The following is a 22,865-nucleotide window of genomic DNA, read 5'->3' as shown; positions in this document are numbered from 1 at the left end:
TGGCTCTGCCGGCTGCGCCGGGGCTGCCGCGACGACCCGCCGCGGCCGGGTGGGAGGATCACGCCCGTGCTCAGGTGGCTGACGGCAGGGGAGTCCCACGGTCCGGCGCTGGTCGGCGTCCTCGAGGGGGTGCCGGCGGGGGTCGCGCTGACGACGGCCGACATCCAGGCCGCGCTGGCCCGTCGCCGTCTGGGCCACGGCCGGGGCGCACGGATGTCCTTCGAGGCGGACGCGGTCACCGTCCTCGGCGGCGTGCGCCACGGCCTCACCCAGGGCGGGCCCGTCGCCGTCCAGATCGCCAACAGCGAGTGGCCCAAGTGGCAGACCGTCATGGCCAGCGACCCGGTCGACCCCGAGGTGCTCGCGGCCCAGAAGCGCGGGGCCGCGCTGACCCGGCCGCGACCCGGGCACGCCGACCTCGTGGGCATGCAGAAGTACGGCTTCGACGAGGCCCGGCCCGTCCTCGAGCGCGCCAGCGCGCGGGAGACCGCGGCGCGGGTCGCGCTCGGCACCGTGGCCGCCGCGCTGTGCGAGCAGGCCGCGGGCATCCGCCTCGTCAGCCACACCGTGGCCATCGGCACCGCCGGCTCGGCCGACGACGCCCCGCTGCCCGGGCCGGACGACGTGGCGGCGCTCGACGCCGACCCGGTGCGCAGCCTCGACCCGGCAGGGTCGGCGGCGATGGTCGCGGAGGTCGACGCGGCCCACAAGGACGGCGACACCCTCGGCGGCGTCGTCGAGGTGCTCGCCTACGGCCTGCCCCCCGGGCTCGGCAGCCACGTGCACTGGGACCGGCGCCTGGACTCGCGGCTGGCCGCGGCTCTCATGGGCATCCAGGCGATCAAGGGCGTGGAGGTCGGCGACGGCTTCCGCACCGCCGCCCGGCGCGGCTCGGCCGCCCACGACGAGATCGAGCGGGGCGAGGGCGGCCGGCTGCGGCGGCGCACCGGCCGCGCCGGTGGCACCGAGGGCGGCATGAGCACCGGCGACGTCCTGCGGGTGCGCGCGGCGATGAAGCCCATCGCGACCGTCCCGCGGGCGCTCGCGACCGTCGACGTCGCGACCGGCGAGGCCACCAGGGCCCACCACCAGCGCTCGGACGTCTGCGCGGTGCCGGCCGCCGGCGTCGTCGCCGAGGCCATGACGGCGCTCGTGGTCGCCGAGGCGCTCGTGGAGAAGTTCGGCGGCGACTCCGTGGCCGAGACACGCCGGAACGTGCGCTCCTACCTCGACGGGCTCCCCGACTCCCTGCGCAGCGAGCAGACCACGGGCTGAGGCCGCGCACGGGCCGACCCGGGCGGCGCGTGGGGCCGCGAGGTGCCGCTCAAGGCGGCGCCGGGTCCTGCCGAAACGGGCCGGGGGTGGTCGACCGTGCCGCCCCCTGGAGGCACGCCATGACCAGACCGTCGTCGCCCGCCAGCGCCCCCGCGGGCGGGCCGGCGCCCTCGTCGCCGCGCCTGCCGTCGCCGCGGACGCCGACGGAGCCCGATGCGTCCACAGTCCTCAGGACGGCCGAGCCGGCAGCCGCCCCCGCGACAGACGGCCGATGCTCCTCTGCTGCCTCGAGCCTCGCCCCGCCTCCTGACCCGCTAGCGCCCGTCCGTGGCTCGACCCAGCTCGGTCGGCGTGGTGCGGGGCTCCCCGTGGCCCTCCTCGTGGCCCTGCCGCCCTCCGCCGTCCTGGCGGGGGCGCTGCTGCTTGAGACGGCGGGGCTCTCCTCACCACTCGGCGTGCTCATGGGGAGCGCGGGGACGGCGGGTGCCGACGGCCTCGTCGTCGCGGTGCTGCTGCGCGCCGGGGTCCTGGGGCTGCTCGTCGTCGTCGCACTCGGTCTTCGCGGTGCCCTGCTCACCCGTCGAGGAGGGAGGGCCGCGTCGGCGGTGGCGGTCGTGGTCTGCGCGCCGGTCGGGGGTGTGCTGCTCGTCGAGCCGCGGCTCGGGGTCGGGCTGACCGTCGTGGTCGGCGTGACGACCGGGCTGCTGGGGCGGGCCACCGCCCGCCGACGGCGAGCAGACGTGCGGGCCGCCCGCGCGCTCCGGACGTGCGCTGCGGCGCTGGCCGTGGCCGCCGGGGTGACCGTGGCCGCGTTGGTCCTCGGTGTCCTCGTCGTGGCGCTCGGTCAAGGCGGCCCCGAGCTGCTGCGCGGAGCCGGCCTCGCCGCGGCGCCGGCACTGCTGCTCGCCGCGGCGCTCACCCGTGGACGGCTGCGGACGCTGCTCTGCGTGCTGGCGGGCCTCGGCGGGCTGGTCGCCCTCGCCCTCTGAGCCGCCCCGGGGCAGCCGTCACGGCCACCGCGGAGCCGCCACCCGTCGGGTGGCTGCCACGGCGGACGGCCGCCGGTGGCGGGAGCACCCGCCGGCGGCTCAGCCCGGGGGCGCCTGCGCAGTGGCCGCGAGGACCTCGTCGGCGACCTCGGAGGGTGAGCGGCCCCCCGTGGCGACGGACAGGGTGGCGACACGCGCGAAGCCGGGGAGCCGGCGGGCGTGCACGTCGGCGAGGTCGGGGCGCGCGAGCATCGGCCGCCCGGTGTCCGCGCCGACGCGGGCCCGGGCCTCCGCGAGCTCGACGTCGAGCAGCACGACCGAGCTCTCCGGGCGCGTCCTGGGCAGCGCGGCCAGGGCCTCCTGCGTCCCGGGGTGCTCCACGGCTCCACCGCCCAGGGCCACCACGGCGTCCTGGCCGACCAGGAGGCCCAGTACCGTCTCGTGCTCCAGCGCGCGGAAGGCCGGCTCGCCGTCGGCGGCGAAGACGTCCGCGACGCTGCGTCCGACGCGGGCGACGAGCACCTCGTCCGCGTCGCGGAAGGGCAGGCCGAGACGCCGCGCCAGCAGCCGGCCGACCGTCGTCTTGCCGGCGCCGAGGAAGCCGACGAGGACGATCACTCGTCGGCGGCCGGGCCGTCGGGCGAGGCGCCGGTCCTGCCCTGAGAACCGGTGGGGGCAGGGGCGGCCGTCGTCTCGGTCAGCCAGGTGAGTGCCGCGTGGTAGCCGCCGGGGCCGAGGCCAGCCACGACGCCCGTCGCCACCGCGCTGACGAGGCTGGTGCGCCGGAAGTCCTCCCGGGCATGGACGTTGGACAGGTGCACCTCGACCAGCGGGGCGGTGAGCATGGCGCAGGCGTCCCGCAGGGCCACCGACGTGTGGCTCCAGCCGGCGGGGTTGAGGACCACGGCTGCCGCGGTGTCGGCGGCCTCGTGCAGCCAGCCGAGCATCTCGTGCTCCGCGTCGGTCTGCCGGACCTCGACGTCCAGCCCGAGCACCGACCCGCGCTCGCGCAACGAGGCGGCGAGCTGCTCGTGCGTGGTCGAGCCGTAGACCTCGGGCTCCCGTCGGCCCAGACGGCCGAGGTTCGGGCCGTTCAGCACGAGCACACGCACGGGGTCCTCCGGTCTCCAGTGGTCGGGTCAGACGATGCTCCCACGGATGGTGGGAGCAGACGGGGAGGACTTGGACGTGTGAGCGCAGCGTCACCGCAGGTCGGAGGAGCGCCCGTGCCCTGGCCGCCCACGTCTTCCTCCCCGTGTGCTGCCTGACCTCTCGTCGGCGAGGGAGACGAGCGTGCGTACGGCGACGGCGACCTCGTCCGGACGACCTACCACCTGCTCCCAGGTGAAGCGGAGCACGCAGAAGCCGGCGACGACGAGGGCGTCGTACCGCTCGCAGTCGCGGACGAGCGCGGCACGCGACCCGTGCCAGCGGAAGCTGTCGGCTTCCAGCGCGATCCGCCGGCCGAGGTCCAGGAGGTCGGGTCGTACGAGACCGTGCCCAGGAAGGCGCAGGCTCACCTGAGGGACGAAGTCACCGGCTCCGCACAGCATGACGACGGCTCGCAGCGCCGACTCGAAGGGGTTGTCGCTGCGTGCGTCTGCCGCCCGGGCGACCCGGAGGGCGGCGCTGCTGCCAGGCCCCCTCAGCCCTGCCGCCTCCGCGCGGAGATCCCCGGGGTCGACGAGCCCGAGCCGGAGGAACCCGTCCGCGATGCCGAGGGCCTCGCCGAAGGGCAGCGTGCGCGCGCAGTCGAGCACCGTCCGGACAGGAGCCGTCACCGGCCCGGCGACATCTCCGCCGCAGAGATCGGCGTAGTGCAGCAAGACGCCGGGGACCGGTCTGCGGTGGGCGTGGCGGGGGACCGTGACGGAGACCTTCGTAGGCCGGCGGAGCGTCTCGACCATCCACAGCTGGGCGGCGCTCACGTGCGAGACCGTGCCGTGCACCGACGCAGCCGCCAGCACCGCCGGGGCTGTCCCAGCCAGCCCCAGCACGCCGCGTGCGACACGGACGACCTCGCCGCCCGCGACCGCCCGTTCCACGGTCGCGCGACCCGCCACCTGGACGAGCGCACCCCAGCCGGCGACGCCTCCTCGGCGCGCCAGCTCCTCCATGATCTGCCCGGTCCCTGTCACCTCGCGAGCCTCGCGGGCGGCCGTCGTCCCTGCTGCGCTCGTCCACAGGAGCGCAGCCAGAGCACACGGGGAGGAAGTCCGCGCCTCCGGTGAGCGTCGTCGCAGGTCAGCCGTGTGCTGCTGCGGCGACGTCGGCGTAGGTCCTCCCCGTCTGCAGGGCCCCGTCTGCAGGGCCACGTCTGCAGGGGCCCGTCTGCAGGGGCGGAGCACCCCCGGCCATAAGGTCGGCGGGTGGGCGAGCAGAGCGTGACGACGAGGATCGGCGTGGCGGGCGAGGCGCCCTACGAGGTCCTCGTCGGCCGGGGCCTGCTGGGCGAGCTGCCCGGGATGCTCGGCGAAGGAGTGCGCAAGGTCCTCGTGGTGCACCCGCGGGCGCTGCGGGCCACGGGGGAGGCCGTCCGGGAGGACCTCGTCGCCGCCGGGTACGAGGCCGTCGCCGCCGAGGTGCCCGACGACGAGGACGCCAAGTCGGCGCAGGTGGCCGCCTTCTGCTGGGGCGTCCTCGGGCAGTCCTCCTTCACCCGCGGCGACGCGGTCGTCGCGGTGGGCGGGGGCACCGTCACCGACCTGGCCGGCTTCGTCGCCGCGACGTGGCTGCGCGGGGTGAGGGTCGTCCACGTCCCGACGACGCTGCTGGCCATGGTCGACGCCGCGGTCGGCGGCAAGACCGGCATCAACACCGCCGAGGGCAAGAACCTCGTGGGCGCCTTCCACCCACCGGCGGGGGTGCTCTGCGACCTCGCCACCCTGGAGTCGCTGCCGCCGAACGACCTGCTCGCGGGGATGGCCGAGGTGGTCAAGTGCGGCTTCGTCGCCGACCCCGGCATCCTCGACCTCGTCGAGGGCGACCCGGCGGCCGTGCGCGACCCCGCCTCGCCGCTCGTGCGCGAGCTCGTGGAGCGGGCGGTGGCCGTCAAGGCCGACGTCGTGGGGCGCGACCTGCGCGACACCGGGGACCGGGAGGTCCTGAACTACGGCCACACCCTCGGGCACGCCATCGAGCTCACCGAGCGGTTCTCCTGGCGCCACGGCGCCGCCGTGAGCGTCGGCATGGTCTTCGCGGCCGAGCTGGCCTCCCTCGCCGGCCGTCTCGACCGCTCGGTGGTCGACCGGCACCGCGAGGTGCTCGGTGCCCTGGGCCTGCCGCTGGACTACCGCGGCGACCGCTGGCCCCAGCTGCTGCAGGCCATGGGGCGGGACAAGAAGACCCGCGGCGACCGGCTGCGCTTCGTCGTCCTCGACGACGTCGCCCGCCCGACCCGGCTGGAGGGGCCCGACCCCTCCCTGCTCGCCGCGGCCTACGCGAGCATCAGCCGCGACTGAGCAGCGGCGGCCGGGCCGGGCGCGCGCCACCCGGTGGTGCTCCCTCCCCGGCCGTGCGAGCGTCGCCTCATGAGCCACGCAACCGCCAGCCCCACGCCGACCGCCGACTCCGGGCGGATCTCGCCGACGGGGTACGCGCACGTGCGGGTCACAGTCACCGACATCGCCCGGTCCCGGGCCTTCTACGACGCCGTCTTCGGCTGGGACGTCGCCTTCGAGGTGCCCGCGGACGCCGACGACGCCACGCGCGAGCAGCTGGGCTTCCTCTACGGCGGGGTCATCTACTCCTTCGCCGGCGGGCTCTTCGGCCTGCGGCCCGTGGCGCCGGGCGACGACGCCTTCGACCCGGACCGGGTCGGCCTGGACCACGTGTCCTTCACCGTGAGCCGGCGCTCGGAGCTGGACGCCGCGGCCGAGCAGCTGGACCGGCTCGGGGTCGAGCACGAGCCCGTCAAGGACGCCGGCGGCTACGCCATCCTCGAGCTCAAGGACCCCGACGGCATCGCCCTCGAGCTCACCGCGCTCACCGGGTGAGCCCGTCCTCCCGGGCAGGGCCGCCGCGGAGGACGGCGGCGACGGCCAGGGTGGCTCCGTCGCGGCGGTAGCCTGAGGAGATCCCCGGTACTCGGCGCGCTCCGGCGCGCCCCGGCCCGGGTGCCGGACCTGGGCCTCGCCCCGGGTCGCCGGCCGACCAACGCCCTCGACGGACGGACACCTGTGGCCTCGACCAACGACCTCAAGAACGGCACCGTGCTCAACCTGGACGGCCAGCTGTGGTCCGTCGTGGAGTTCCAGCACGTCAAGCCCGGCAAGGGCGGCGCCTTCGTCCGCACCAAGGTCAAGAACGTGCTGTCCGGCAAGGTCGTCGACCGCACCTTCAACGCCGGCGCCAAGGTCGAGACGGCGACCGTCGACCGCCGCGACATGCAGTACCTCTACCGCGACGGCGCGGACTTCGTCTTCATGGACGGGGACACCTTCGACCAGGTCCTCGTCCCCGAGGCCACCGTGGGCGAGGCCGCCAACTTCATGCTGGAGGGCTCGCAGGCGCAGGTGGCGCTGCACGAGGGCACGCCGCTGTACGTCGAGCTGCCGCCCTCGGTCGTGCTGGAGATCACCTACACCGAGCCGGGCCTGCAGGGCGACCGGTCCACGGGCGGCACGAAGCCGGCGACGGTGGAGACCGGCTACCAGATCGCCGTGCCGCTATTCCTGGAGACCGGCACCAGGGTCAAGGTCGACACCCGCTCGGGCGACTACCTGGGCCGCGTCAGCTGACGTGGCCGCACGCAGCAAGGCCCGCAAGCGGGCCCTGGACGTCCTCTTCGAGGCCGAGCAGCGCGCCATGGCGCCCCTGGACCTGCTCGCGCAGCGGATGGCCTCGACCAACCCCTCCGACCCCGGTGCGACGCCGATGCCGCAGTACGCGGCGGACCTGGTCGAGCTGGTCGTCGAGCACCTGCCGCGCATCGACGAGCTCCTGGCCACCTACTCCCAGGGCTGGACGGTCGAGCGCATGCCCGACGTCGACCGGTGCGTCCTGCGGCTCGGGACCGCAGAGCTGCTGTGGGGCGACGTGCCCGAGGCGGTCGCCGTCGACGAGGCCGTCGAGCTCGCCCGCACCCTGTCCACCGACGAGTCGCCGGTCTTCGTCAACGGCGTCCTCGGCCGGCTGCTCGGCATGAAGCCCGCGCTCATCGCCTGAGCCCCGAGACCGGCGGCGCCCCACCGGGTCGCCCGGACCGGTGCTGCCGCCCGTCGGCGGGCGGCAGCACCGTGGTCCTCAGAGGTCCGGGAGCGCGACCGCGCGCCGGGCCTCCTCGTCCAGGACCCGCCAGCCGATGAGGCGCTCGGTGAGCGCCGAGGGCGACAGGTCGAAGATGACGGCGAGCGAGCGCAGGTCGTCCACGCGGATCGGCATCTCGTCGGACTGCTCGTCCCCGCGGGCCTCGCGGATGTCGGCGAGGTAGCGCAGCAGCGGCCCCGACTGCTCCTGCGGCACCTGGCGGAGCCGCTCGAGGTCCAGCACCAGGCGCGGCGGCGGCAGCGCCGTCTCACCCGGTGTCGTCTCCGGCAGGAGCGCCGTGACCGGGACGTCGTAGAACTCCGCCAGCTCCGCCAGCCGCTGCACCGTGACGGCGCGGTCCCCCCGCTCGTAGGACCCGACGACGACGGCCTTCCAGTGGCCCTGGGACTTCGCCTCGACGCCCTGGAGCGACAGGCCCTGCCGCGTCCGGACCGACCGCAGCCGGTTACCGAGCACCTTCGCGTACTCCGTTGCCACCGCACCCCTCCTGATGGGCCGGTCTCCGCGCGGGGTGGTCCCGCGCGGGCCGACCACGAGATCGTCACTCAGAGTCACATGGAGGTCAAGCGACGACACCCGTGCGGTGACGTCGGCTCCACCATTCGGAGGATGTCCGGCCTACCTGTCGACGTCCTGTGCGGCGAGCAGGAGCCGCCGGGCGGGTGGGCCGTCCGAGCGTCGGTCGTGCGCGGAGGGCGACGGCCCCGGCTGCTAGGTTCCGAGGCCGACACGACGTCCTTCAACCTCCGTCCCGAGAGGCGGGGAAGGAGTCGCCGCGATGGCGTCCGCACGCCCGGTGCTCGAGGCCCCGGAGATCAGCCGGGTCCTCACCCGGATCGCCCACGAGGTGCTCGAGCGCAACCGGGGGCCGCAGGACCTGGTCCTGCTCGGCATCCCCACCCGCGGGGCGCACCTGGCCCGTCGCGTCGGCGAGCGGCTCGTGGCCGCGGAGCCTGCGGCCGGGCAGCTGGAGGACCTGGTGGGCTCGCTCGACGTGACGATGCACCGCGACGACCTGCGTCGGCGCCCGGTGCGCGCGCTCGGCCGCACGCACGTGCCCGCCGGCGGGGTGGACGACAAGGTCGTCGTCCTCGTCGACGACGTCCTCGCCTCGGGCCGCACCGTGCGCGCCGCGCTGGACGCGCTCTCCGACCTCGGGCGCCCTCGCGCCGTGCGCCTCGCCGTGCTCGTCGACCGTGGCCACCGCCAGCTGCCCATCCGCGCCGACCACGTCGGCAAGAACCTGCCGACGGCCGGGCAGGAGAGCGTGCAGGTGCTCCTGGAGGAGGTCGACGGGCGCGACGCCGTCGTCATCAGCGCGCCCGGTGAGGGGCGCCCCGACCCGCTGCCCCGCGGCGCCGGGGCGGAGGAGGCGCCGTGAGGCACCTGCTCTCGGCCGCCGACCTCGACCGCACGGACGCCTGCGCGCTGCTCGACGTCGCCGAGGAGATGGCGGCGACGCAGGCCCGGGAGATCAAGAAGCTGCCCACCCTGCGGGGCCGCACGGTCGTCAACCTCTTCTTCGAGGACTCGACGCGCACGCGCATCTCGTTCGAGGCGGCCGCCAAGCGCCTGTCGGCGGACGTCATCACCTTCTCCGCCAAGGGCTCCAGCGTCTCCAAGGGCGAGTCGCTGAAGGACACGGCGCTGACCCTGCAGGCGATGGGGGCGGACGCGGTCGTGCTGCGGCACAGCGCGTCCGGCGCGGCCCACCGGCTGGCGCACGCGGGCTGGTCGGACGTCAGCGTGCTCAACGCCGGCGACGGGACGCACGAGCACCCGACGCAGGCCCTGCTCGACGCCTTCACGCTGCGCCGGCGGCTGCGCGAGCGCGCCGGGGGCGACCTCGGCGGGGCGCTCGACGGGGTCCGGGTGGCCGTCGTCGGCGACGTGCTGCACAGCCGGGTGGCGCGCTCGAACGTGCTGCTGCTCACGGCGCTCGGGGCCGACGTCGTCCTCGTCGCCCCGCCGACGCTGCTGCCGGTCGGGGTGGCGACGTGGCCCTGCACCGCCAGCTGGGACCTCGACGCCGTGCTGCCCGACGTCGACGCCGTCATGGTCCTGCGGGTGCAGCGCGAGCGCATGGGCGGGGGCGGGTTCTTCCCCTCGCCGCAGGAGTACACGCGCCGCTTCGGCCTCGACGGCCGGCGGCTGCGGCTGCTGCCCGAGCACGCCCTCGTCATGCACCCGGGGCCGATGAACCGCGGGCTGGAGATCTCCGCCGAGGCCGCCGACGGCCCCCGCTCCACGGTCGTGGAGCAGGTCTCCAACGGCGTCGCCGTGCGGATGGCCGCCCTGTACCTGCTGCTCGCCGGAGAGGACGCCGCATGAGCGCGCGCACCGACACCCCCGCCCCCCTCCCGGTCGACGGGCCCCTGCCGCCGGTGGTGCTCGTGCGCCAGGCGCGCCTGCTCGGCGGGGAGCCGACGGACCTGCTGTGCGCGGCCGGGCGGGTGGCGCAGCTCGCGCCGGGCGGCTCGCTGCCGGTGCCGGACGGCGCGCTCGTCGTCGAGGCCGCCGGGCTGGTCGCCCTGCCCGGTCTGGTGGACCTGCACACCCACGTGCGCGAGCCCGGCCGCGAGGACGCCGAGACGGTGCTCACCGGGTCGCGGGCCGCCGCGCGGGGCGGCTTCACCGCCGTCCACGCCATGGCCAACACCACCCCCGTCGCCGACACGGCCGGGGTCGTGGAGCAGGTCTGGCGGCTGGGCCGGGAGATCGGCCTGGTCGACGTGCGCCCCGTCGGCGCCGTCACGGTCGGCCTGGGCGGCGAGCGTCTCGCCGAGCTCGGCGCCATGGCCTCCTCCGCGGCGCGCGTGCGGGTCTTCAGCGACGACGGGCGTTGCGTCGCCGACCCGGTGCTGATGCGCCGGGCGCTGGAGTACGTGCGCTCCGTGGACGGCGTCGTCGCCCAGCACGCGCAGGACCCGCGCCTGACCGAGGGCGCGCAGATGCACGAGGGGGAGGTCTCCTCCGTGCTGGGGCTGCGGGGCTGGCCGGCGGTGGCCGAGGAGGCCGTCATCGCCCGGGACGTGCTGCTGGCCGACCACGTGGGCTCCCGCCTGCACGTGTGCCACGTGTCGACGGCGGGCTCGGTGGAGATCATCCGCTGGGCCAAGGCCCGCGGCGTGGACGTCACCGCCGAGGTGACCCCCCACCACCTGCTGCTGACCGACGAGCTGGTGCGCGGCTACGACCCCGTCTACAAGGTCAACCCGCCGCTGCGCACCCGCGCCGACGTGCAGGCGCTGCGCGAGGCGGTGGCCGACGGCACGGTCGACGTCGTCGCCACCGACCACGCGCCGCACCCGGTGGAGGACAAGGACTGCGAGTGGGCCGCCGCCGCCATGGGCATGACCGGCCTGGAGACGGCGCTGTCCGTCGTGCAGGAGACGCTCGTCGAGACGGGGCTGCTCGGCTGGCCCGACGTCGCCCGCGTGCTGTCGACCACGCCGGCGCGCATCGGCCGGCTCGCCGACCACGGGCGGCCGGTCGCCGAGGGCGAGCCCGCGCACCTCGTGCTGCTCGACCCCGCCGAGCGCCGCGCCGTCGACCCCACGGGCCACGCCAGCCTCGGGCGCAACAGCCCCTTCCGTGGCCTGGAGCTGCCCGGACGGGTCGTGACGACGCTGCTGCGCGGGCGGCCCGTCCTCCTCGACGGGGAGCTGGCGCAGGCCTCGGTGGCGACGACGTGAGCGAGGGGGGACGGGGCGGGGGCCCGGCGCGCCGACCCACCCCGGCCCGCGGGGGAGGCCGCGCGTGAGCGAGCAGGGCGCCGGCGTCCTCGTGCTGCTCACGATCCCCGTGCTGTGGGCGCTCATGTGGTGGGGGTGGCGCCGTCGTTCGCGCCGCCAGGCCGACGTCCCCGAGCCGGTGGCGGCCCCGGGCGAGCCGGGCGAGCCGCTGCTGGGCCCCCGCGAGGGCGTCTACGTCGGCACGACGACGCAGGGCGACTGGCTCGACCGCGTGGTGGCCCACGGCCTCGGGCGCCGCAGCCGCTGCGACGTCGCCGTGTTCGCCGGCGGCGTCTCCGTCGCCCTCGAGGCCGGGGACGTGCTGTGGCTGCCCGTCGACCGGCTGCGACGGGTGCGCCGGGACACCGCGCAGGCGGGCAAGGTCGTCCGCGGGGAGGGCTTCGTGGTGATCAGCTGGCTGCTCGGGCCGGGGGACGACCGGCCGGTGGACAGCGGGCTTCGGTTGCGCCGCGAGCAGGACGCCGACGCGCTCGTCACCGCCGTGGCAGGGCTCCTGGCCCGCCAGCCCGAGCACCACCCTGCGCCCGAGGACCAGCACGGGGACGACCAGCACGGGGAGGACCGGGGGGACGGCACGCCCCGGCGCCCCGGGACGGCACCGCCAGACGTGACGGGGGAGACCCCGGACGAGAGCACCGACGAAGGACCGAGGAGCACGTCATGACGCAGGCACGGACGGAGGTCGGGCGGGCGACCGAGGACACGGGCGAGGGCACGGCTGGGCACCACGAGCCGGCCACCCGGACCCGGGAGGCGACCGCGCGGCCGGAGGCGGTGCTCGTCCTGGAGGACGGGCGCTCCTTCGCCGGGCACGCCTACGGCGCCACGGGCACGACGGTCGGCGAGGCCGTCTTCTGCACGGCCATGACCGGCTACCAGGAGACGCTGACAGACCCCTCCTACCACCGGCAGGTCGTCGTCATGACGGCCCCGCACGTCGGCAACACCGGCGTCAACGACGAGGACGGCGAGAGCAGCCGGATCTGGGTCGCGGGCTTCGTCGTCCGCGACCCCGCCCGGCGGGCGTCCAGCTGGCGCAGCCGCGGGGACCTCGGCGAGGAGCTGGCGGCCCAGGGCGTCGTCGGCATCAGCGGCGTCGACACCCGGGCGCTCACGCGGCACCTGCGCGAGCGCGGGGCGATGCGCGTCGGCGTCTTCTCCGGGGAGGCGCTGCACGACCCGACGACCGGGCGCCGGCTGGAGCCGGCCGAGCTGCTCGCGGCCGTCCTGGACGCACCCACGATGCGCGGCGCCGACCTCGCCGGCGAGGTCACGACGCCCGAGCCGTACGTCGTCGAGCCCGTCGGCGAGCCGCGCACCGGGCCCGACGGGCGCCCGATGACGGTCGTCGCCCTAGACCTTGGCATCAAGTCGCGCACGCCCTGGCACCTGGCCCAGCGCGGGGTCCGCACGCACGTGCTGCCCTCGTCGGCGAGCACGGCCGACGTCCTGGCCCTGCAGCCGCACGGCGTCTTCTACTCCAACGGCCCGGGGGACCCGGCGGCCGCCGAGCACGAGGTCGGCGTGCTGCAGGACGTGCTGGAGCGGCGGGTGCCCTTCTTCGGCATCTGCTACGGCAACCAGCTGCTGGGGCGGGCGCTCGGGCTCGGGACCTACAAGCTCGGCTACGGCCACCGCGGGGTCAACCAGCCCGTGATGGACTCCACCACGGGCTCGGTGGAGATCACCGCCCACAACCACGGCTTCGCCGTCGACGCGCCGATCGGGGAGACCTTCCCGACGCCCTACGGGCCGGGCGAGGTCAGCCACTGGTGCCTCAACGACCGCGTCGTCGAGGGCCTGCGGCTGCTGGAGACCCCCGCCTTCAGCGTCCAGTACCACCCCGAGGCCGCCGCCGGCCCGCACGACGCCGGCTACCTCTTCGACCGGTTCTGCGACCTCATGGCCGCGCCCGGAGAGCAGGTGCCGGACACCCCCGGTCACGACAGCGGACCCACCAGCGGCCCCGCCACCGCCGCACCCACCACGACCAGCGAGAAGAGCGCCTGATGCCCCGCCGCGACGACCTCCGGTCGGTCCTCGTCATCGGCTCCGGGCCGATCGTCATCGGCCAGGCCTGCGAGTTCGACTACTCCGGCACCCAGGCCTGCCGGGTGCTGCGCGAGGAGGGCCTGCGCGTCGTCCTCGTCAACTCCAACCCGGCGACGATCATGACGGACCCGGAGTTCGCCGACGCGACCTACGTGGAGCCGATCACCCCCGAGGTGGTCGAGGCGATCATCGCCCGGGAGCGCCCGGACGCCGTCCTCGCGACGCTCGGCGGGCAGACGGCGCTCAATACCGCCATCGCGCTGCACGACGCCGGCGTGCTGGAGCGCTACGGCGTCGAGCTCGTCGGCGCGGACGTCGAGGCCATCCAGAGGGGCGAGGACCGGCAGGTCTTCAAGGAGATCGTCGACCGGTGCGGGGCCGAGAGCGCCCGCAGCGCCATGGCGCACACGCTGGAGGAGGCGCTGGCGGCGGCCGAGGACCTCGGCTACCCCGTCGTCGTCCGGCCGTCCTTCACCATGGGCGGCCTCGGCTCGGGCTTCGCCCACGACGCCGCCGAGCTCGAGCGCTTCGCCGGCGCCGGGCTGCGGGCCAGCCCGACGAGCTCGGTGCTGCTCGAGGAGTCGATCCTCGGGTGGAAGGAGTACGAGCTCGAGCTCATGAGGGACAAGGCCGACAACGTCGTCGTCGTCTGCTCCATCGAGAACCTCGACCCGATGGGCGTGCACACGGGTGACTCGATCACCGTCGCCCCGGCCATGACGCTCACCGACCGCGAGTACCAGCGGATGCGCGACGTCGCCATCGCCGTCATCCGCGCGGTGGGGGTGGACACCGGCGGCTGCAACATCCAGTTCGCCGTCGACCCCCGCGACGGGCGCATGGTCGTCATCGAGATGAACCCGCGCGTCTCGCGCAGCTCCGCCCTGGCCTCCAAGGCGACGGGCTTCCCGATCGCCAAGATCGCCGCGCGGCTCGCGGTGGGGTACACCCTCGACGAGATCCCCAACGACATCACCGAGAAGACGCCCGCGAGCTTCGAGCCCAGCCTGGACTACGTCGTCGTCAAGGTGCCCCGCTTCGCCTTCGAGAAGTTCCCGGCAGCCGACGCGTCGCTCACGACGACGATGAAGAGCGTCGGCGAGGCGATGGCCATCGGCCGCAGCTTCCCCGAGGCGCTGCAGAAGGCGCTGCGCTCGCTGGAGAGGCGCGGCTCGTCCTTCCACTGGGACGGCGCCCCCGCCGGGCCGGAGGAGCTCGACTCGCTGATGGCCGAGGTGGCGGTGCCGACGGACGGGCGGATCGTCGCCGTCCAGCAGGCGCTGCGGGCCGGGGTCGACGTCGACACCCTGCACGAGGCCACGGGCATCGACCCGTGGTTCCTCGAGGAGATGGCCGGGATCGAGGAGGTCGCCGCGGAGGTGGCTGCAGCGCAGGACCTCTCGGTCGACCTGCTGCGGCGGGCCAAGCGCGCGGGCTTCTCCGACGCCCAGCTGGGCGCGCTGCGCTCGATGCCCGAGGACGTCGTGCGCGGGGTGCGGCACGCGCTCGGCGTCCGACCGGTCTACAAGACGGTGGACACGTGCGCCGCGGAGTTCGCCGCGAGCACGCCGTACCACTACTCCTCCTACGACGAGGAGGACGAGGTCTCGCCCAGCGAGCGGCGCAAGGTCGTCATCCTCGGGTCCGGGCCCAACCGGATCGGGCAGGGCGTCGAGTTCGACTACTCCTGCGTGCACGCGGCCTTCGCGCTCGGCGACGCCGGCTTCGAGACCGTGATGGTCAACTGCAACCCCGAGACCGTCTCGACCGACTACGACACCTCCGACCGGCTCTACTTCGAGCCGCTGACGCTCGAGGACGTCCTCGAGGTCATCGCCGCGGAGCAGCGCAGCGGCGAGGTCGTCGGCGTCGTCGTCCAGCTCGGGGGCCAGACGCCGCTCGGGCTGGCGCGGGGCCTGGAGGCGGCGGGCGTGCCGATCGTGGGCACCTCGCCGTCGGCCATCGACCTCGCCGAGGACCGGGGTGCCTTCGGGCGGGTGCTGGCGCAGGCGGGGCTCTCCTCGCCGCGGTGGGGCACGGCCGCCTCCGCGGAGGAGGCCGTCGCCGTCGCCGCGGACATCGGCTACCCGGTGCTCGTGCGGCCGTCCTTCGTCCTCGGCGGCCGCGGCATGGAGATCGTCTACGACGAGGAGACCCTCGCCGGGTACGTCGCGCGGGCGCGGCGCACCGGCGTGGTCGTCTCGCCCGACCACCCGCTGCTGGTGGACCGCTTCCTCGAGGACGCCATCGAGATCGACGTCGACGCGCTCTTCGACGGCGAGCAGCTGTACCTGGGCGGCGTCATGGAGCACATCGAGGAGGCGGGCGTGCACTCCGGCGACTCCGCCTGCGTGCTGCCGCCGGCCACGCTGGGACGCGGCGAGGTCGAGCGGGTGCGCCGGTGCACCGAGGCCATCGCCCGTGGCGTCGGGGTGCGGGGGCTGCTCAACGTGCAGTTCGCCCTGGCGGGCGACGTCCTGCACGTGCTGGAGGCCAACCCGCGCGCGAGCCGGACGGTGCCCTTCGTCGCCAAGGCCACGGGGGTGCAGCTGGCGAAGGCCTGCGCGCGGGTGATGCTCGGCGCGACCATCACGCAGCTGCGCGCGGAGGGGCTGCTGCCGGCGGAGGGCGATGGCGGGTCGCTGCCCCTGGGGGCGCCGGTCGCGGTCAAGGAGGCGGTGCTGCCGTTCAAGCGGTTCCGGACGCCGGACGGCCAGGTCGTCGACTCCCTGCTGGGGCCCGAGATGCGCTCGACGGGCGAGGTCATGGGGATCGACGTCGACTTCCCCGCGGCCTTCGCCAAGTCCCAGTCCGCGGCCTACGGCGGGCTCCCGTCGACCGGACGGGTCTTCGTGTCGGTCGCGGACCGGGACAAGCGGGCGCTCGTCCTGCCGGTCAAGCGGCTGGTGGACCTGGGGTTCGAGGTGCTCGCCACCGAGGGCACCGCAGAGGTGCTCGCGCGCAACGGGATCCCGAGCACGCAGGTGCGCAAGCACAGCGCCGGCCCGCTGCCCGCCCGCGACGGGCAGCCGGCGGTGCCGACGGTCGTGCAGCGGATCCTCGCGGGCGACGTCGACGTCGTCGTCAACACGCCCTCCGGCACGGCGGCGCGGGCCGACGGCTACGAGATCCGCGCGGCGTCGACGGCGATGGACAAGCCGATCATCACGACGGTGCAGCAGCTCTCGGCGGCCGTGCAGGGCATCGACGCCGCCCGCGGCGGTCAGGTGCGTGTGGCCAGCCTGCAGGAGCACGCCCGGGCGCTGCGGGAGGTCTGGGGCGGGTACGCGGCTCCCGACGGCCCGGACCAGGGCGGCGCCGGCACGCCGGCGGAGGGGCAGCCCGCCGGTGTCGCCCCGGCGGGCGCGGTGGCAGCGCCGTGACGCCCACCGGGGGCGTCGAGACTGCGCCGCCGGCGCTCTCGACCGCGGCCGTCGTCGACGCGCCGGTGCTGGCTGCCGAGCCGGTGGGGGCCTACACGCGCCTGGTGCTCGACGCCCCCGCAGCGGCCGCCGCGGCGCGGCCGGGGCAGTTCGCGGCCTGCTCCACCGGGGACTCGGGGATGCTGCTGCGGCGGTCCTTCTCGATCGCCGCGGTGGACGCCGGCGCCGGCACGGTGACGCTCGTCGTCGCCGCGGCGGGGCCGGGGACGGCGCGGATCGCCGCGCTGCGTCCGGGGGAGAGGCTGTCCGTCGTCGCGCCGCTGGGGCAGCCGTTCTCGCTGCCGCCGGAGGGCGAGGGCGTCGTCCTCGTCGGCGGTGGCTACGGCGCGGCGCCGCTGGCGTGGCTCGGGCGGGCCTTGCGGGCGCGGGGCAGCGCCGTCGACCTCGTCGTCGGCGCGGGGGACGCGCGGCGGCTGCTGGCCCACGACGTCCCGACCGCGGCGAGCGGGGACGCGGACGCGCCGGTGGACCGCCTGCACGTGACGACCGACGACGGCTCGGCCGGCCAGCGGGGCCGGGTGACCGACGCCCTCGCCCCGGTGCTCGCCGAGCACGGCGCCCGGCACGTGCTCGCCTGCGGCCCCATGGTGATGCTGCGGGCCGTGCACGAGGTCGCCGCCCGCGGCGGGGCGGCGACCCAGCTGGCGACGGAGGAGTCCATGGCTTGCGGCGTGGGCGTGTGCATGACGTGCGTGCTGCCGGTCGTCGGCGCCGACGGCGCCACGCGGATGCTGCGCGCCTGCACCGAGGGGCCGGTGTTCGACGGTCGGGCGCTGCGGTGGGACGCCATCGGCGCGGCGGCGCCGGGGCGGCCGGCCGGGGTCGGCGCGCAGGTGCCGGCGGACGCCGTCGGGGCGCCGCGCGCGGCGCCGTCCCCGCCGCCGGGCGGCGGGGACGCCGTCACGACGCCCGTGGCGGGAGCCCGGTGAGCGCCGCGGCGGAGGTCTCGGGGGGAGCCGGCGAGGCCGTCGCGGGCGGCGTCGACATGGGTGTCGACCTCGCGGGCGCGCGCCTGCCCGGACCGGTGATGACGGCGTCCGGGTGCGCCGCGGCGGGCCGCGAGCTCGACGCCTTCACCGACGTCGCCGCGCTCGGCGCCGTCGTCACCAAGTCGGTGATGCTGGCGGCGCGCTCGGGCCGGCCGACGCCGCGCATGGCGGAGACGCCGGCCGGGATGCTGAACTCGATCGGCCTGCAGGGTGGCGGCGTCGACGCGCTCGTCGAGCACGACCTGCCGTGGCTGGCCGGGCGGGGTGCGCGCGCCGTGGTCTCGGTGGCTGGCGGGGACGCGGCCGAGTTCGCGGAGGTGGCCCGGCGGGTGGTCACCTCGCCCGCGGCGGCTGGCGTGGCGGCGCTGGAGGTCAACATCTCCTGCCCCAACGTCGCCAACCGCGGGCTCGTCTTCGCCTGCGACCCGGGCAGCAGCGCCGCCGTGCTGGCGGCCGTGCGCGCCGCCGTGGGCGACGACGTCGTCCTGCTGGCGAAGCTGTCGCCCGACGTCACCGACCTCGTCGCCGTCGCCCGCGCCTGCCTGGAGGCGGGCGCGAGCGGGCTGACGGCGATCAACACGCTGCTCGGGGTCGACGTCGACGTGCGGACCATGCGGCCGCGGCTGGCCGTCACCACGGGTGGGCTGTCGGGACCGGCGATCCGGCCGGTCGCGGTCCGGTGCGTCTGGCAGCTGCGGGCGGCGATGCTCGCCGGGCTCTTGCCGACGGCACCCGTGGTCGGGACGGGCGGGGTCGCGAGCGGGGCGGACGCGCTGCAGCTGGTGCTCGCCGGCGCGAGCGCCGTGCAGGTGGGGACGGCTGTCTTCGCCGACCCGGGCACGCCGGGCCGGGTCGCCGCCGAGCTGGAGACGATGCTCGCCGAGCGGGGCTTCCGCGCCCTGGGCGAGGCCGTCGGCTACGCCCACCGCCCGTGACGGTCCCCAGGACGGTCACCGAGATGGAGGAGGACGTCGTGCCCGAGGTGCAGGCTGGTGCGACCTTCGGAGGTCGGCTGCGCGAGGCGATGGAGGTCCACGGGCCGCTCGCGGTCGGCCTGGACCCGCACCCGGGCCTGCTGGCGGCCTGGGGGTGCGCCGACGACCCCGCCGGGCTGGAGCGCTTCGCCATGACCGGCGTCGAGGCGCTGGCCGGCGCCGTGGCGGCGGTCAAGCCGCAGTCGGCCTTCTTCGAGCGGCACGGCAGCCGCGGCGTCGCCGTCCTGGAGCGCGTGCTCGCGGCGCTGGCCGAGGCGGGGTGCCTGTCGGTGCTGGACGTCAAGCGGGGCGACGTCGGCAGCACGATGGAGGCCTACGCCCAGGCGTCCCTGGCGGACGGCGCGCCGGGCGCCGCGGACGCCGTCACGGCGTCTCCGTACCTGGGGCTCGGGTCGCTGCGGCCGGCGCTGGACCTCGCGGCGTCGACCGGGCGCGGGGTCTTCGTGCTGGCGCTGACGTCCAACCCCGAGGGCGCGTCCGTGCAGCACGCCCGCGACGAGGACGGCCGCGCCGTCGCCGCGGGCGTCGCGCGCGGGGTCGCCGCCGAGAACGCCGCCGCGGTGGCGCAAGGACGCCTGGGGTCGGTCGGCATGGTCGTCGGGGCGACGACGGGGCGGGCGGCCGAGCAGCTGGGGCTCGACCTGGCGGCGACGGGCGCGCCTCTGCTCGCACCGGGGCTCGGGGCCCAGGGCGCGACGCCGGAGGACCTCGCCCGCGTGTTCGGTCCCGCGCGCCGCCAGGTGCTGGCGACGTCGACGCGCGCCGTCCTCGCGGCCGGCCCCGACGTCCGGGCCGTCCGCGCCGCGGCCCGTGACCTCTCCGAGCGCTGCGCGCTCGCCCTGGCCGGCTGAGCCCGGGGCGGGCGGGCGACGACTCGCCCTCGTGGGGCCCGGGAGGGGGGAACTGGCGACGACTCGTCCTCGGACGTGTGGGGTCGGGCGGGGGACGTTGCCGCTGGTGGAGCGGACTCGCTAGCGTCGGCTCCTCGCGGTCGGTGCGCCGGGGAGGTCTCCCGGACGTCGCTGGTGCCCGCTCGATCCCGTCCCGTCCGGAGCCCCTGCGGCCCCCCGTCACGACCCGAGGTGGACACGCCGTGCCGCTCCCGCCCCTGACCGACGAGCAGCGCGCCGCGGCGCTGGAGAAGGCCGCGCAGGCGCGGCGCGCCCGGGCCGAGATCAAGAACCGCCTCAAGTACGGCCAGGGCTCCCTGGAGCAGGTGGTCCGCGACGGCCAGAGCGACGACGTCGTCGGCAAGATGAAGGTCAGCGCCCTGCTGGAGTCCATGCCTGGCGTCGGGCGTGTCAAGGCCCGCAAGATCATGGAGGAGGTGGGCATCTCGGAGTCCCGGCGCGTCCGGGGCCTCGGCGCCCACCAGATCTCCGCCCTCGTCGCCCGCTTCGAGTCCTGAGCGCGTGGGCGACGCGACCGACGACGCACGACCAGCCGAGGCGCCGGCCGGGACGGCCGAGCAGCGGCCCTCCCGGCTCACCGTCCTCGCCGGGCCCACGGCGGTGGGCAAGGGCACCGTCTCGGCCGACGTGCGCGAGCGCTACCCGCAGGTCTGGCTCTCGGTCTCGGCGACCACGAGGAGCCCGCGCCCCGGCGAGGTCGACGGGGTCCACTACCACTTCGTCGACGACGCCCGCTTCGACGAGATGACGGCCGACGGCGACCTGCTGGAGTGGGCCGTCGTCCACGGCCGGCACCGCTACGGCACCCCCCGGGCCCCCGTCGAGCGGGCTCTCGCGGAGGGACGGGCGGCGCTGCTGGAGATCGACCTCCAGGGCGCGCGGCAGGTCCGGGCGACCATGCCGACCGCCCGCTTCGTCTTCCTCGCACCGCCCTCGTGGGAGGAGCTCGTCCGCCGGCTGGTCGGGCGCGGCACCGAGGACGAGGCCGAGCGTCGGCGCCGGCTCGCCACGGCGCGCGTCGAGCTGGCCGCCGAGGCCGAGTTCGACGTGACCGTCGTCAACGCCGATGTCCTCCAGGCCGGCGACGACCTCGTATCATCGATGGGTCTGACGCCGCTGGGCGGCGACCGCAGCACCTCACCGGGTCGCTGACCCGCCGCCCGGGCCGGACCGGCGCACCTGCGGGTGCCGCGCGCCGGTTCCCTCGCCGGCGGCGGCCCGCACGACGACCAGCGCCCGTGGCCCGGGCGCACCACGACCGCAGGAGGACCCGTGTCCGGAACCAGCGCCGCCCCCGAGGGCATCACCGACCCGCCCATCGACCAGCTCCTGAAGTCCGCGGACTCCAAGTACGCGCTCGTGATCTACGGCGCCAAGCGCGCCCGTCAGATCAACGCCTACTACTCCCAGCTCTCCGAGGGCCTGCTGGAGAACGTCGGCCCCCTCGTCGAGACCCACGTCCAGGAGAAGCCGCTGTCGGTGGCGCTGCGCGAGATCGACGCGGGCCTGCTGACGGTGCGCCCGCTGGACGCCGGCGACACCGGCGAGACCTACGAGCTCGCCCCCGACGGCGGCCTCGAGGGCCTGCTCACCGAGGACGACGTCCCCGCCGAGGGCTGACGCCGCGGTCGGCCCCCGGCGGCGACGAGCGACCGACCAGCACCGAGCGACCGACAAGTACCGGGCGACCGACAAGCCCGAGCACCAGGCGTGCCGCCGCCGCCCCGACGCCGGGACGGCGGCGGTCCTGCGTCCGGGCCCGAGAGGGCCGGCGCCCCGAGCGACCGGAGACCCGAGCGACCGGAGACCCCGTGGACAGCGAGCCCCCCGCCCCGCACGACGCCGCACCCCCCGCCGTCGTGCACCCGGACGCCCCGCCCCCGGACGCGCCAGCACCGGCTGCACGGGCCCGCCCCCGCGTGGTGCTCGGCGTTGGGGGCGGCATCGCGGCGTACAAGGCCGCCGCCCTGCTGCGTCTGCTGGCCGAGGGCGGCGCCGACGTCCGGGTGGTGCCGACGGCGGCCGCGCTGCGCTTCGTCGGGGCGCCGACGTGGGCGGCGCTGTCGGGCGCGCCCGTCGCCACCGACGTCTGGGACGACGTCCACGAGGTGCCGCACGTGCGCGTGGGCCGCGAGGCCGACCTCGTCGTCGTCGCCCCCGCGACGGCGGACCTGCTCGCCCGGGCCGCGCACGGCCTCGCCGACGACCTGCTCACCAGCACCCTGCTGACCGCCACGTGCCCCGTGCTCATGGCCCCGGCCATGCACACCGAGATGTGGCAGCACCCGGCGACGGTCGCCAACGTCGCGCTGCTGCGCGAGCGCGGCGTGCACGTCCTGGAGCCTGCCGTCGGCCGCCTCACGGGCGCCGACTCCGGCCCCGGCCGCCTGCCCGAGCCCGACGTCGTCCACGCCGCGGCGCTGCAGCTGCTGGGCGACGTCCAGCCCGCGGCCGCTGGCCCCGGGGTCCGCGACCTCGCCGGGCGGCGCGTCGTCGTCACCGCCGGCGGCACGCGCGAGCCGCTGGACCCGGTGCGGTACCTCGGCAACCGGTCCTCGGGCCGGCAGGGCGTCGCCCTGGCCGCACGCGCGGCGGCCCGCGGCGCCGACGTCACGCTCGTCGCCGCGCACCTGGAGGTGGCGCTGCCGGCGGGCGTCCGCGTCGTCGAGGTCGGTGACGCCCGCGGGCTGCGCGCGGCCGTCCTCGCCGAGCGCGAGGGCGCCGACGCCGTCGTCATGGCGGCGGCGGTCGCTGACTTCCGCCCCGCGCAGGTCGCCGAGCAGAAGATGAAGAAGGACCCGGGCAGCGACGACGCGCCCGTCGTCGCGCTGGTGCGCAACCCGGACGTCCTCGCCGAGCTCGCGGCCACCCGCCCCCCCGGCCAGGTCGTCGTCGGCTTCGCCGCCGAGACGGGCGACGAGGACGGCGACGTCCTGGCGCACGCCGTCGCCAAGCTCGCCCGCAAGGGCTGCGACCTGCTCGTGCTCAACGACGTCGCCGGCGGCGCCGTCTTCGGGCTGCCGGACAGCACCGCCGTCCTGCTGGGCTCGGACGGCTCGCGGCAGGTGGTCGGCCCGGCGCCCAAGGAGGTCGTCGCGGACGCCGTCCTGGACGCGGTCCGCGAGCGGCTGCCCCGCGGCTAGGGTGACCGGGCCCGGCGCGCGCCGGCGCCCGCCAGCAGCCGCTGC

General features: G+C 76.3%; 23 protein-coding genes. 19 read left to right on the top strand and 4 right to left on the bottom strand.

Features of this window, described 5'->3' with window-relative positions; all coding sequences use genetic code 11:
- Window positions 1-66 precede the first annotated feature (66 nt).
- Together aroC and WDV86_RS15035 are read left to right on the top strand one after the other, a co-directional pair.
- A complete protein-coding gene (gene aroC / locus WDV86_RS15040; protein ID WP_339568450.1) occupies window positions 67-1,275 on the top strand; it encodes a chorismate synthase in 1,209 nt (402 codons plus the stop codon).
- Window positions 1,276-1,643: 368 nt separating this feature from the next.
- Window positions 1,644-2,264 (top strand): hypothetical protein, encoded by a 621-nt coding sequence (locus WDV86_RS15035; protein ID WP_339568449.1) that lies wholly within the window; start codon window positions 1,644-1,646, stop codon window positions 2,262-2,264.
- 99 nt (window positions 2,265-2,363) lie between these two features.
- On the opposite strand, the gene WDV86_RS15030 is transcribed toward WDV86_RS15035, so the two are convergent.
- The 3 genes from WDV86_RS15030 to WDV86_RS15020 all read right to left on the bottom strand — a co-directional run bounded on the left by WDV86_RS15030 (window position 2,364) and on the right by WDV86_RS15020 (window position 4,402).
- Entirely contained in the window at window positions 2,364-2,882 is a 519-nt protein-coding gene (locus tag WDV86_RS15030) for a shikimate kinase (protein ID WP_339568448.1), read from the bottom strand.
- The gene (gene aroQ / locus WDV86_RS15025; RefSeq protein WP_339568447.1) at window positions 2,879-3,376 is read right to left on the bottom strand and encodes a type II 3-dehydroquinate dehydratase; all 498 of its coding nucleotides are present in this window, start codon (window positions 3,374-3,376) and stop codon (window positions 2,879-2,881) included. Before aroQ ends, WDV86_RS15030 begins: the two co-directional genes overlap by 4 nt.
- A 90-nt stretch (window positions 3,377-3,466) precedes the next feature.
- Window positions 3,467-4,402, bottom strand: coding sequence for a hypothetical protein (locus tag WDV86_RS15020; protein ID WP_339568446.1), 936 nt, complete (start codon window positions 4,400-4,402; stop codon window positions 3,467-3,469).
- Window positions 4,403-4,633: 231 nt separating this feature from the next.
- Between WDV86_RS15020 and aroB the strand changes: the two genes are divergently transcribed.
- The 4 genes from aroB to nusB all read left to right on the top strand — a co-directional run bounded on the left by aroB (window position 4,634) and on the right by nusB (window position 7,430).
- A complete protein-coding gene (gene aroB / locus WDV86_RS15015) occupies window positions 4,634-5,725 on the top strand; it encodes a 3-dehydroquinate synthase (RefSeq protein WP_339568445.1) in 1,092 nt (363 codons plus the stop codon).
- 69 nt (window positions 5,726-5,794) lie between these two features.
- On the top strand, window positions 5,795-6,259 hold the full coding sequence (locus WDV86_RS15010) for a VOC family protein (RefSeq protein ID WP_339568444.1): 465 nt from the start codon (window positions 5,795-5,797) through the stop codon (window positions 6,257-6,259).
- Window positions 6,260-6,442: 183 nt separating this feature from the next.
- Complete coding sequence (gene efp, locus WDV86_RS15005; RefSeq protein ID WP_339568443.1) at window positions 6,443-7,003, top strand: elongation factor P; 561 nt, start codon at window positions 6,443-6,445, stop codon at window positions 7,001-7,003.
- 1 nt (window position 7,004) lies between these two features.
- Window positions 7,005-7,430 carry a transcription antitermination factor NusB gene (nusB, locus tag WDV86_RS15000; protein ID WP_339568442.1) on the top strand — a complete coding sequence of 142 codons (426 nt, stop codon included), beginning with the start codon at window positions 7,005-7,007 and terminating at the stop codon, window positions 7,428-7,430.
- Window positions 7,431-7,508: 78 nt separating this feature from the next.
- Here the strand turns inward: nusB and WDV86_RS14995 are convergent, their stop codons facing one another.
- Complete coding sequence (locus WDV86_RS14995) at window positions 7,509-8,009, bottom strand: transcriptional regulator (protein ID WP_339568441.1); 501 nt, start codon at window positions 8,007-8,009, stop codon at window positions 7,509-7,511.
- Window positions 8,010-8,310: 301 nt separating this feature from the next.
- Between WDV86_RS14995 and pyrR the strand changes: the two genes are divergently transcribed.
- The 13 genes from pyrR to coaBC all read left to right on the top strand — a co-directional run bounded on the left by pyrR (window position 8,311) and on the right by coaBC (window position 22,820).
- Window positions 8,311-8,913 (top strand): bifunctional pyr operon transcriptional regulator/uracil phosphoribosyltransferase PyrR, encoded by a 603-nt coding sequence (gene pyrR / locus WDV86_RS14990; protein ID WP_339568440.1) that lies wholly within the window; start codon window positions 8,311-8,313, stop codon window positions 8,911-8,913.
- On the top strand, window positions 8,910-9,863 hold the full coding sequence (locus WDV86_RS14985; protein ID WP_339568439.1) for an aspartate carbamoyltransferase catalytic subunit: 954 nt from the start codon (window positions 8,910-8,912) through the stop codon (window positions 9,861-9,863). Before pyrR ends, WDV86_RS14985 begins: the two co-directional genes overlap by 4 nt.
- Window positions 9,860-11,227 (top strand): dihydroorotase, encoded by a 1,368-nt coding sequence (locus WDV86_RS14980; RefSeq protein ID WP_339568438.1) that lies wholly within the window; start codon window positions 9,860-9,862, stop codon window positions 11,225-11,227. Before WDV86_RS14985 ends, WDV86_RS14980 begins: the two co-directional genes overlap by 4 nt.
- Window positions 11,228-11,291: 64 nt before the next feature.
- A complete protein-coding gene (locus WDV86_RS14975) occupies window positions 11,292-11,951 on the top strand; it encodes a PH-like domain-containing protein (protein WP_339568437.1) in 660 nt (219 codons plus the stop codon).
- Complete coding sequence (gene carA, locus WDV86_RS14970) at window positions 11,948-13,297, top strand: glutamine-hydrolyzing carbamoyl-phosphate synthase small subunit (protein WP_339568436.1); 1,350 nt, start codon at window positions 11,948-11,950, stop codon at window positions 13,295-13,297. Before WDV86_RS14975 ends, carA begins: the two co-directional genes overlap by 4 nt.
- Window positions 13,297-16,722, top strand: coding sequence for a carbamoyl-phosphate synthase large subunit (gene carB / locus WDV86_RS14965; RefSeq protein WP_339568435.1), 3,426 nt, complete (start codon window positions 13,297-13,299; stop codon window positions 16,720-16,722). Before carA ends, carB begins: the two co-directional genes overlap by 1 nt.
- Window positions 16,719-17,711 carry an iron-sulfur cluster-binding protein gene (locus tag WDV86_RS14960; protein ID WP_339568434.1) on the top strand — a complete coding sequence of 331 codons (993 nt, stop codon included), beginning with the start codon at window positions 16,719-16,721 and terminating at the stop codon, window positions 17,709-17,711. Before carB ends, WDV86_RS14960 begins: the two co-directional genes overlap by 4 nt.
- Window positions 17,708-18,706, top strand: coding sequence for a dihydroorotate dehydrogenase (locus WDV86_RS14955; protein ID WP_339568433.1), 999 nt, complete (start codon window positions 17,708-17,710; stop codon window positions 18,704-18,706). Before WDV86_RS14960 ends, WDV86_RS14955 begins: the two co-directional genes overlap by 4 nt.
- A gap of 23 nt (window positions 18,707-18,729) precedes the next feature.
- Window positions 18,730-19,617 (top strand): orotidine-5'-phosphate decarboxylase, encoded by an 888-nt coding sequence (pyrF, locus tag WDV86_RS14950; protein WP_445263113.1) that lies wholly within the window; start codon window positions 18,730-18,732, stop codon window positions 19,615-19,617.
- A 242-nt stretch (window positions 19,618-19,859) separates the two neighbouring features.
- A complete protein-coding gene (mihF, locus tag WDV86_RS14945; RefSeq protein WP_339568431.1) occupies window positions 19,860-20,174 on the top strand; it encodes an integration host factor, actinobacterial type in 315 nt (104 codons plus the stop codon).
- A 4-nt stretch (window positions 20,175-20,178) separates the two neighbouring features.
- Window positions 20,179-20,829 (top strand): guanylate kinase, encoded by a 651-nt coding sequence (gene gmk, locus WDV86_RS14940; protein ID WP_339568430.1) that lies wholly within the window; start codon window positions 20,179-20,181, stop codon window positions 20,827-20,829.
- Window positions 20,830-20,949: 120 nt separating this feature from the next.
- Window positions 20,950-21,297, top strand: a complete 348-nt coding sequence (gene rpoZ, locus WDV86_RS14935) for a DNA-directed RNA polymerase subunit omega (RefSeq protein WP_445263068.1) — start codon at window positions 20,950-20,952, stop codon at window positions 21,295-21,297.
- A 239-nt stretch (window positions 21,298-21,536) separates the two neighbouring features.
- Window positions 21,537-22,820, top strand: a complete 1,284-nt coding sequence (gene coaBC / locus WDV86_RS14930) for a bifunctional phosphopantothenoylcysteine decarboxylase/phosphopantothenate--cysteine ligase CoaBC (protein ID WP_445263112.1) — start codon at window positions 21,537-21,539, stop codon at window positions 22,818-22,820.
- The last annotated feature ends 45 nt before the right edge of the window (window positions 22,821-22,865 follow it).

Origin of the sequence: Pseudokineococcus sp. 1T1Z-3, assembly GCF_037482365.1 — a bacterium.
Classification (GTDB): domain Bacteria; phylum Actinomycetota; class Actinomycetes; order Actinomycetales; family Quadrisphaeraceae; genus Pseudokineococcus.
Note: the sequence above shows the minus strand (reverse complement) of the source record. Positions and strands in the feature narration are given on the sequence as shown.

Coding starts and splice junctions, on each gene's coding strand:
- pyrF (WP_445263113.1), top strand. CDS start 18,730: ATGGAGGAGGACGTCGTGCCCGAGGTGCAGGCTGGTGCGACCTTCGGA.
- pyrR (WP_339568440.1), top strand. CDS start 8,311: ATGGCGTCCGCACGCCCGGTGCTCGAGGCCCCGGAGATCAGCCGGGTC.
- WDV86_RS14980 (WP_339568438.1), top strand. CDS start 9,860: ATGAGCGCGCGCACCGACACCCCCGCCCCCCTCCCGGTCGACGGGCCC.
- carA (WP_339568436.1), top strand. CDS start 11,948: ATGACGCAGGCACGGACGGAGGTCGGGCGGGCGACCGAGGACACGGGC.
- carB (WP_339568435.1), top strand. CDS start 13,297: ATGCCCCGCCGCGACGACCTCCGGTCGGTCCTCGTCATCGGCTCCGGG.
- WDV86_RS15010 (WP_339568444.1), top strand. CDS start 5,795: ATGAGCCACGCAACCGCCAGCCCCACGCCGACCGCCGACTCCGGGCGG.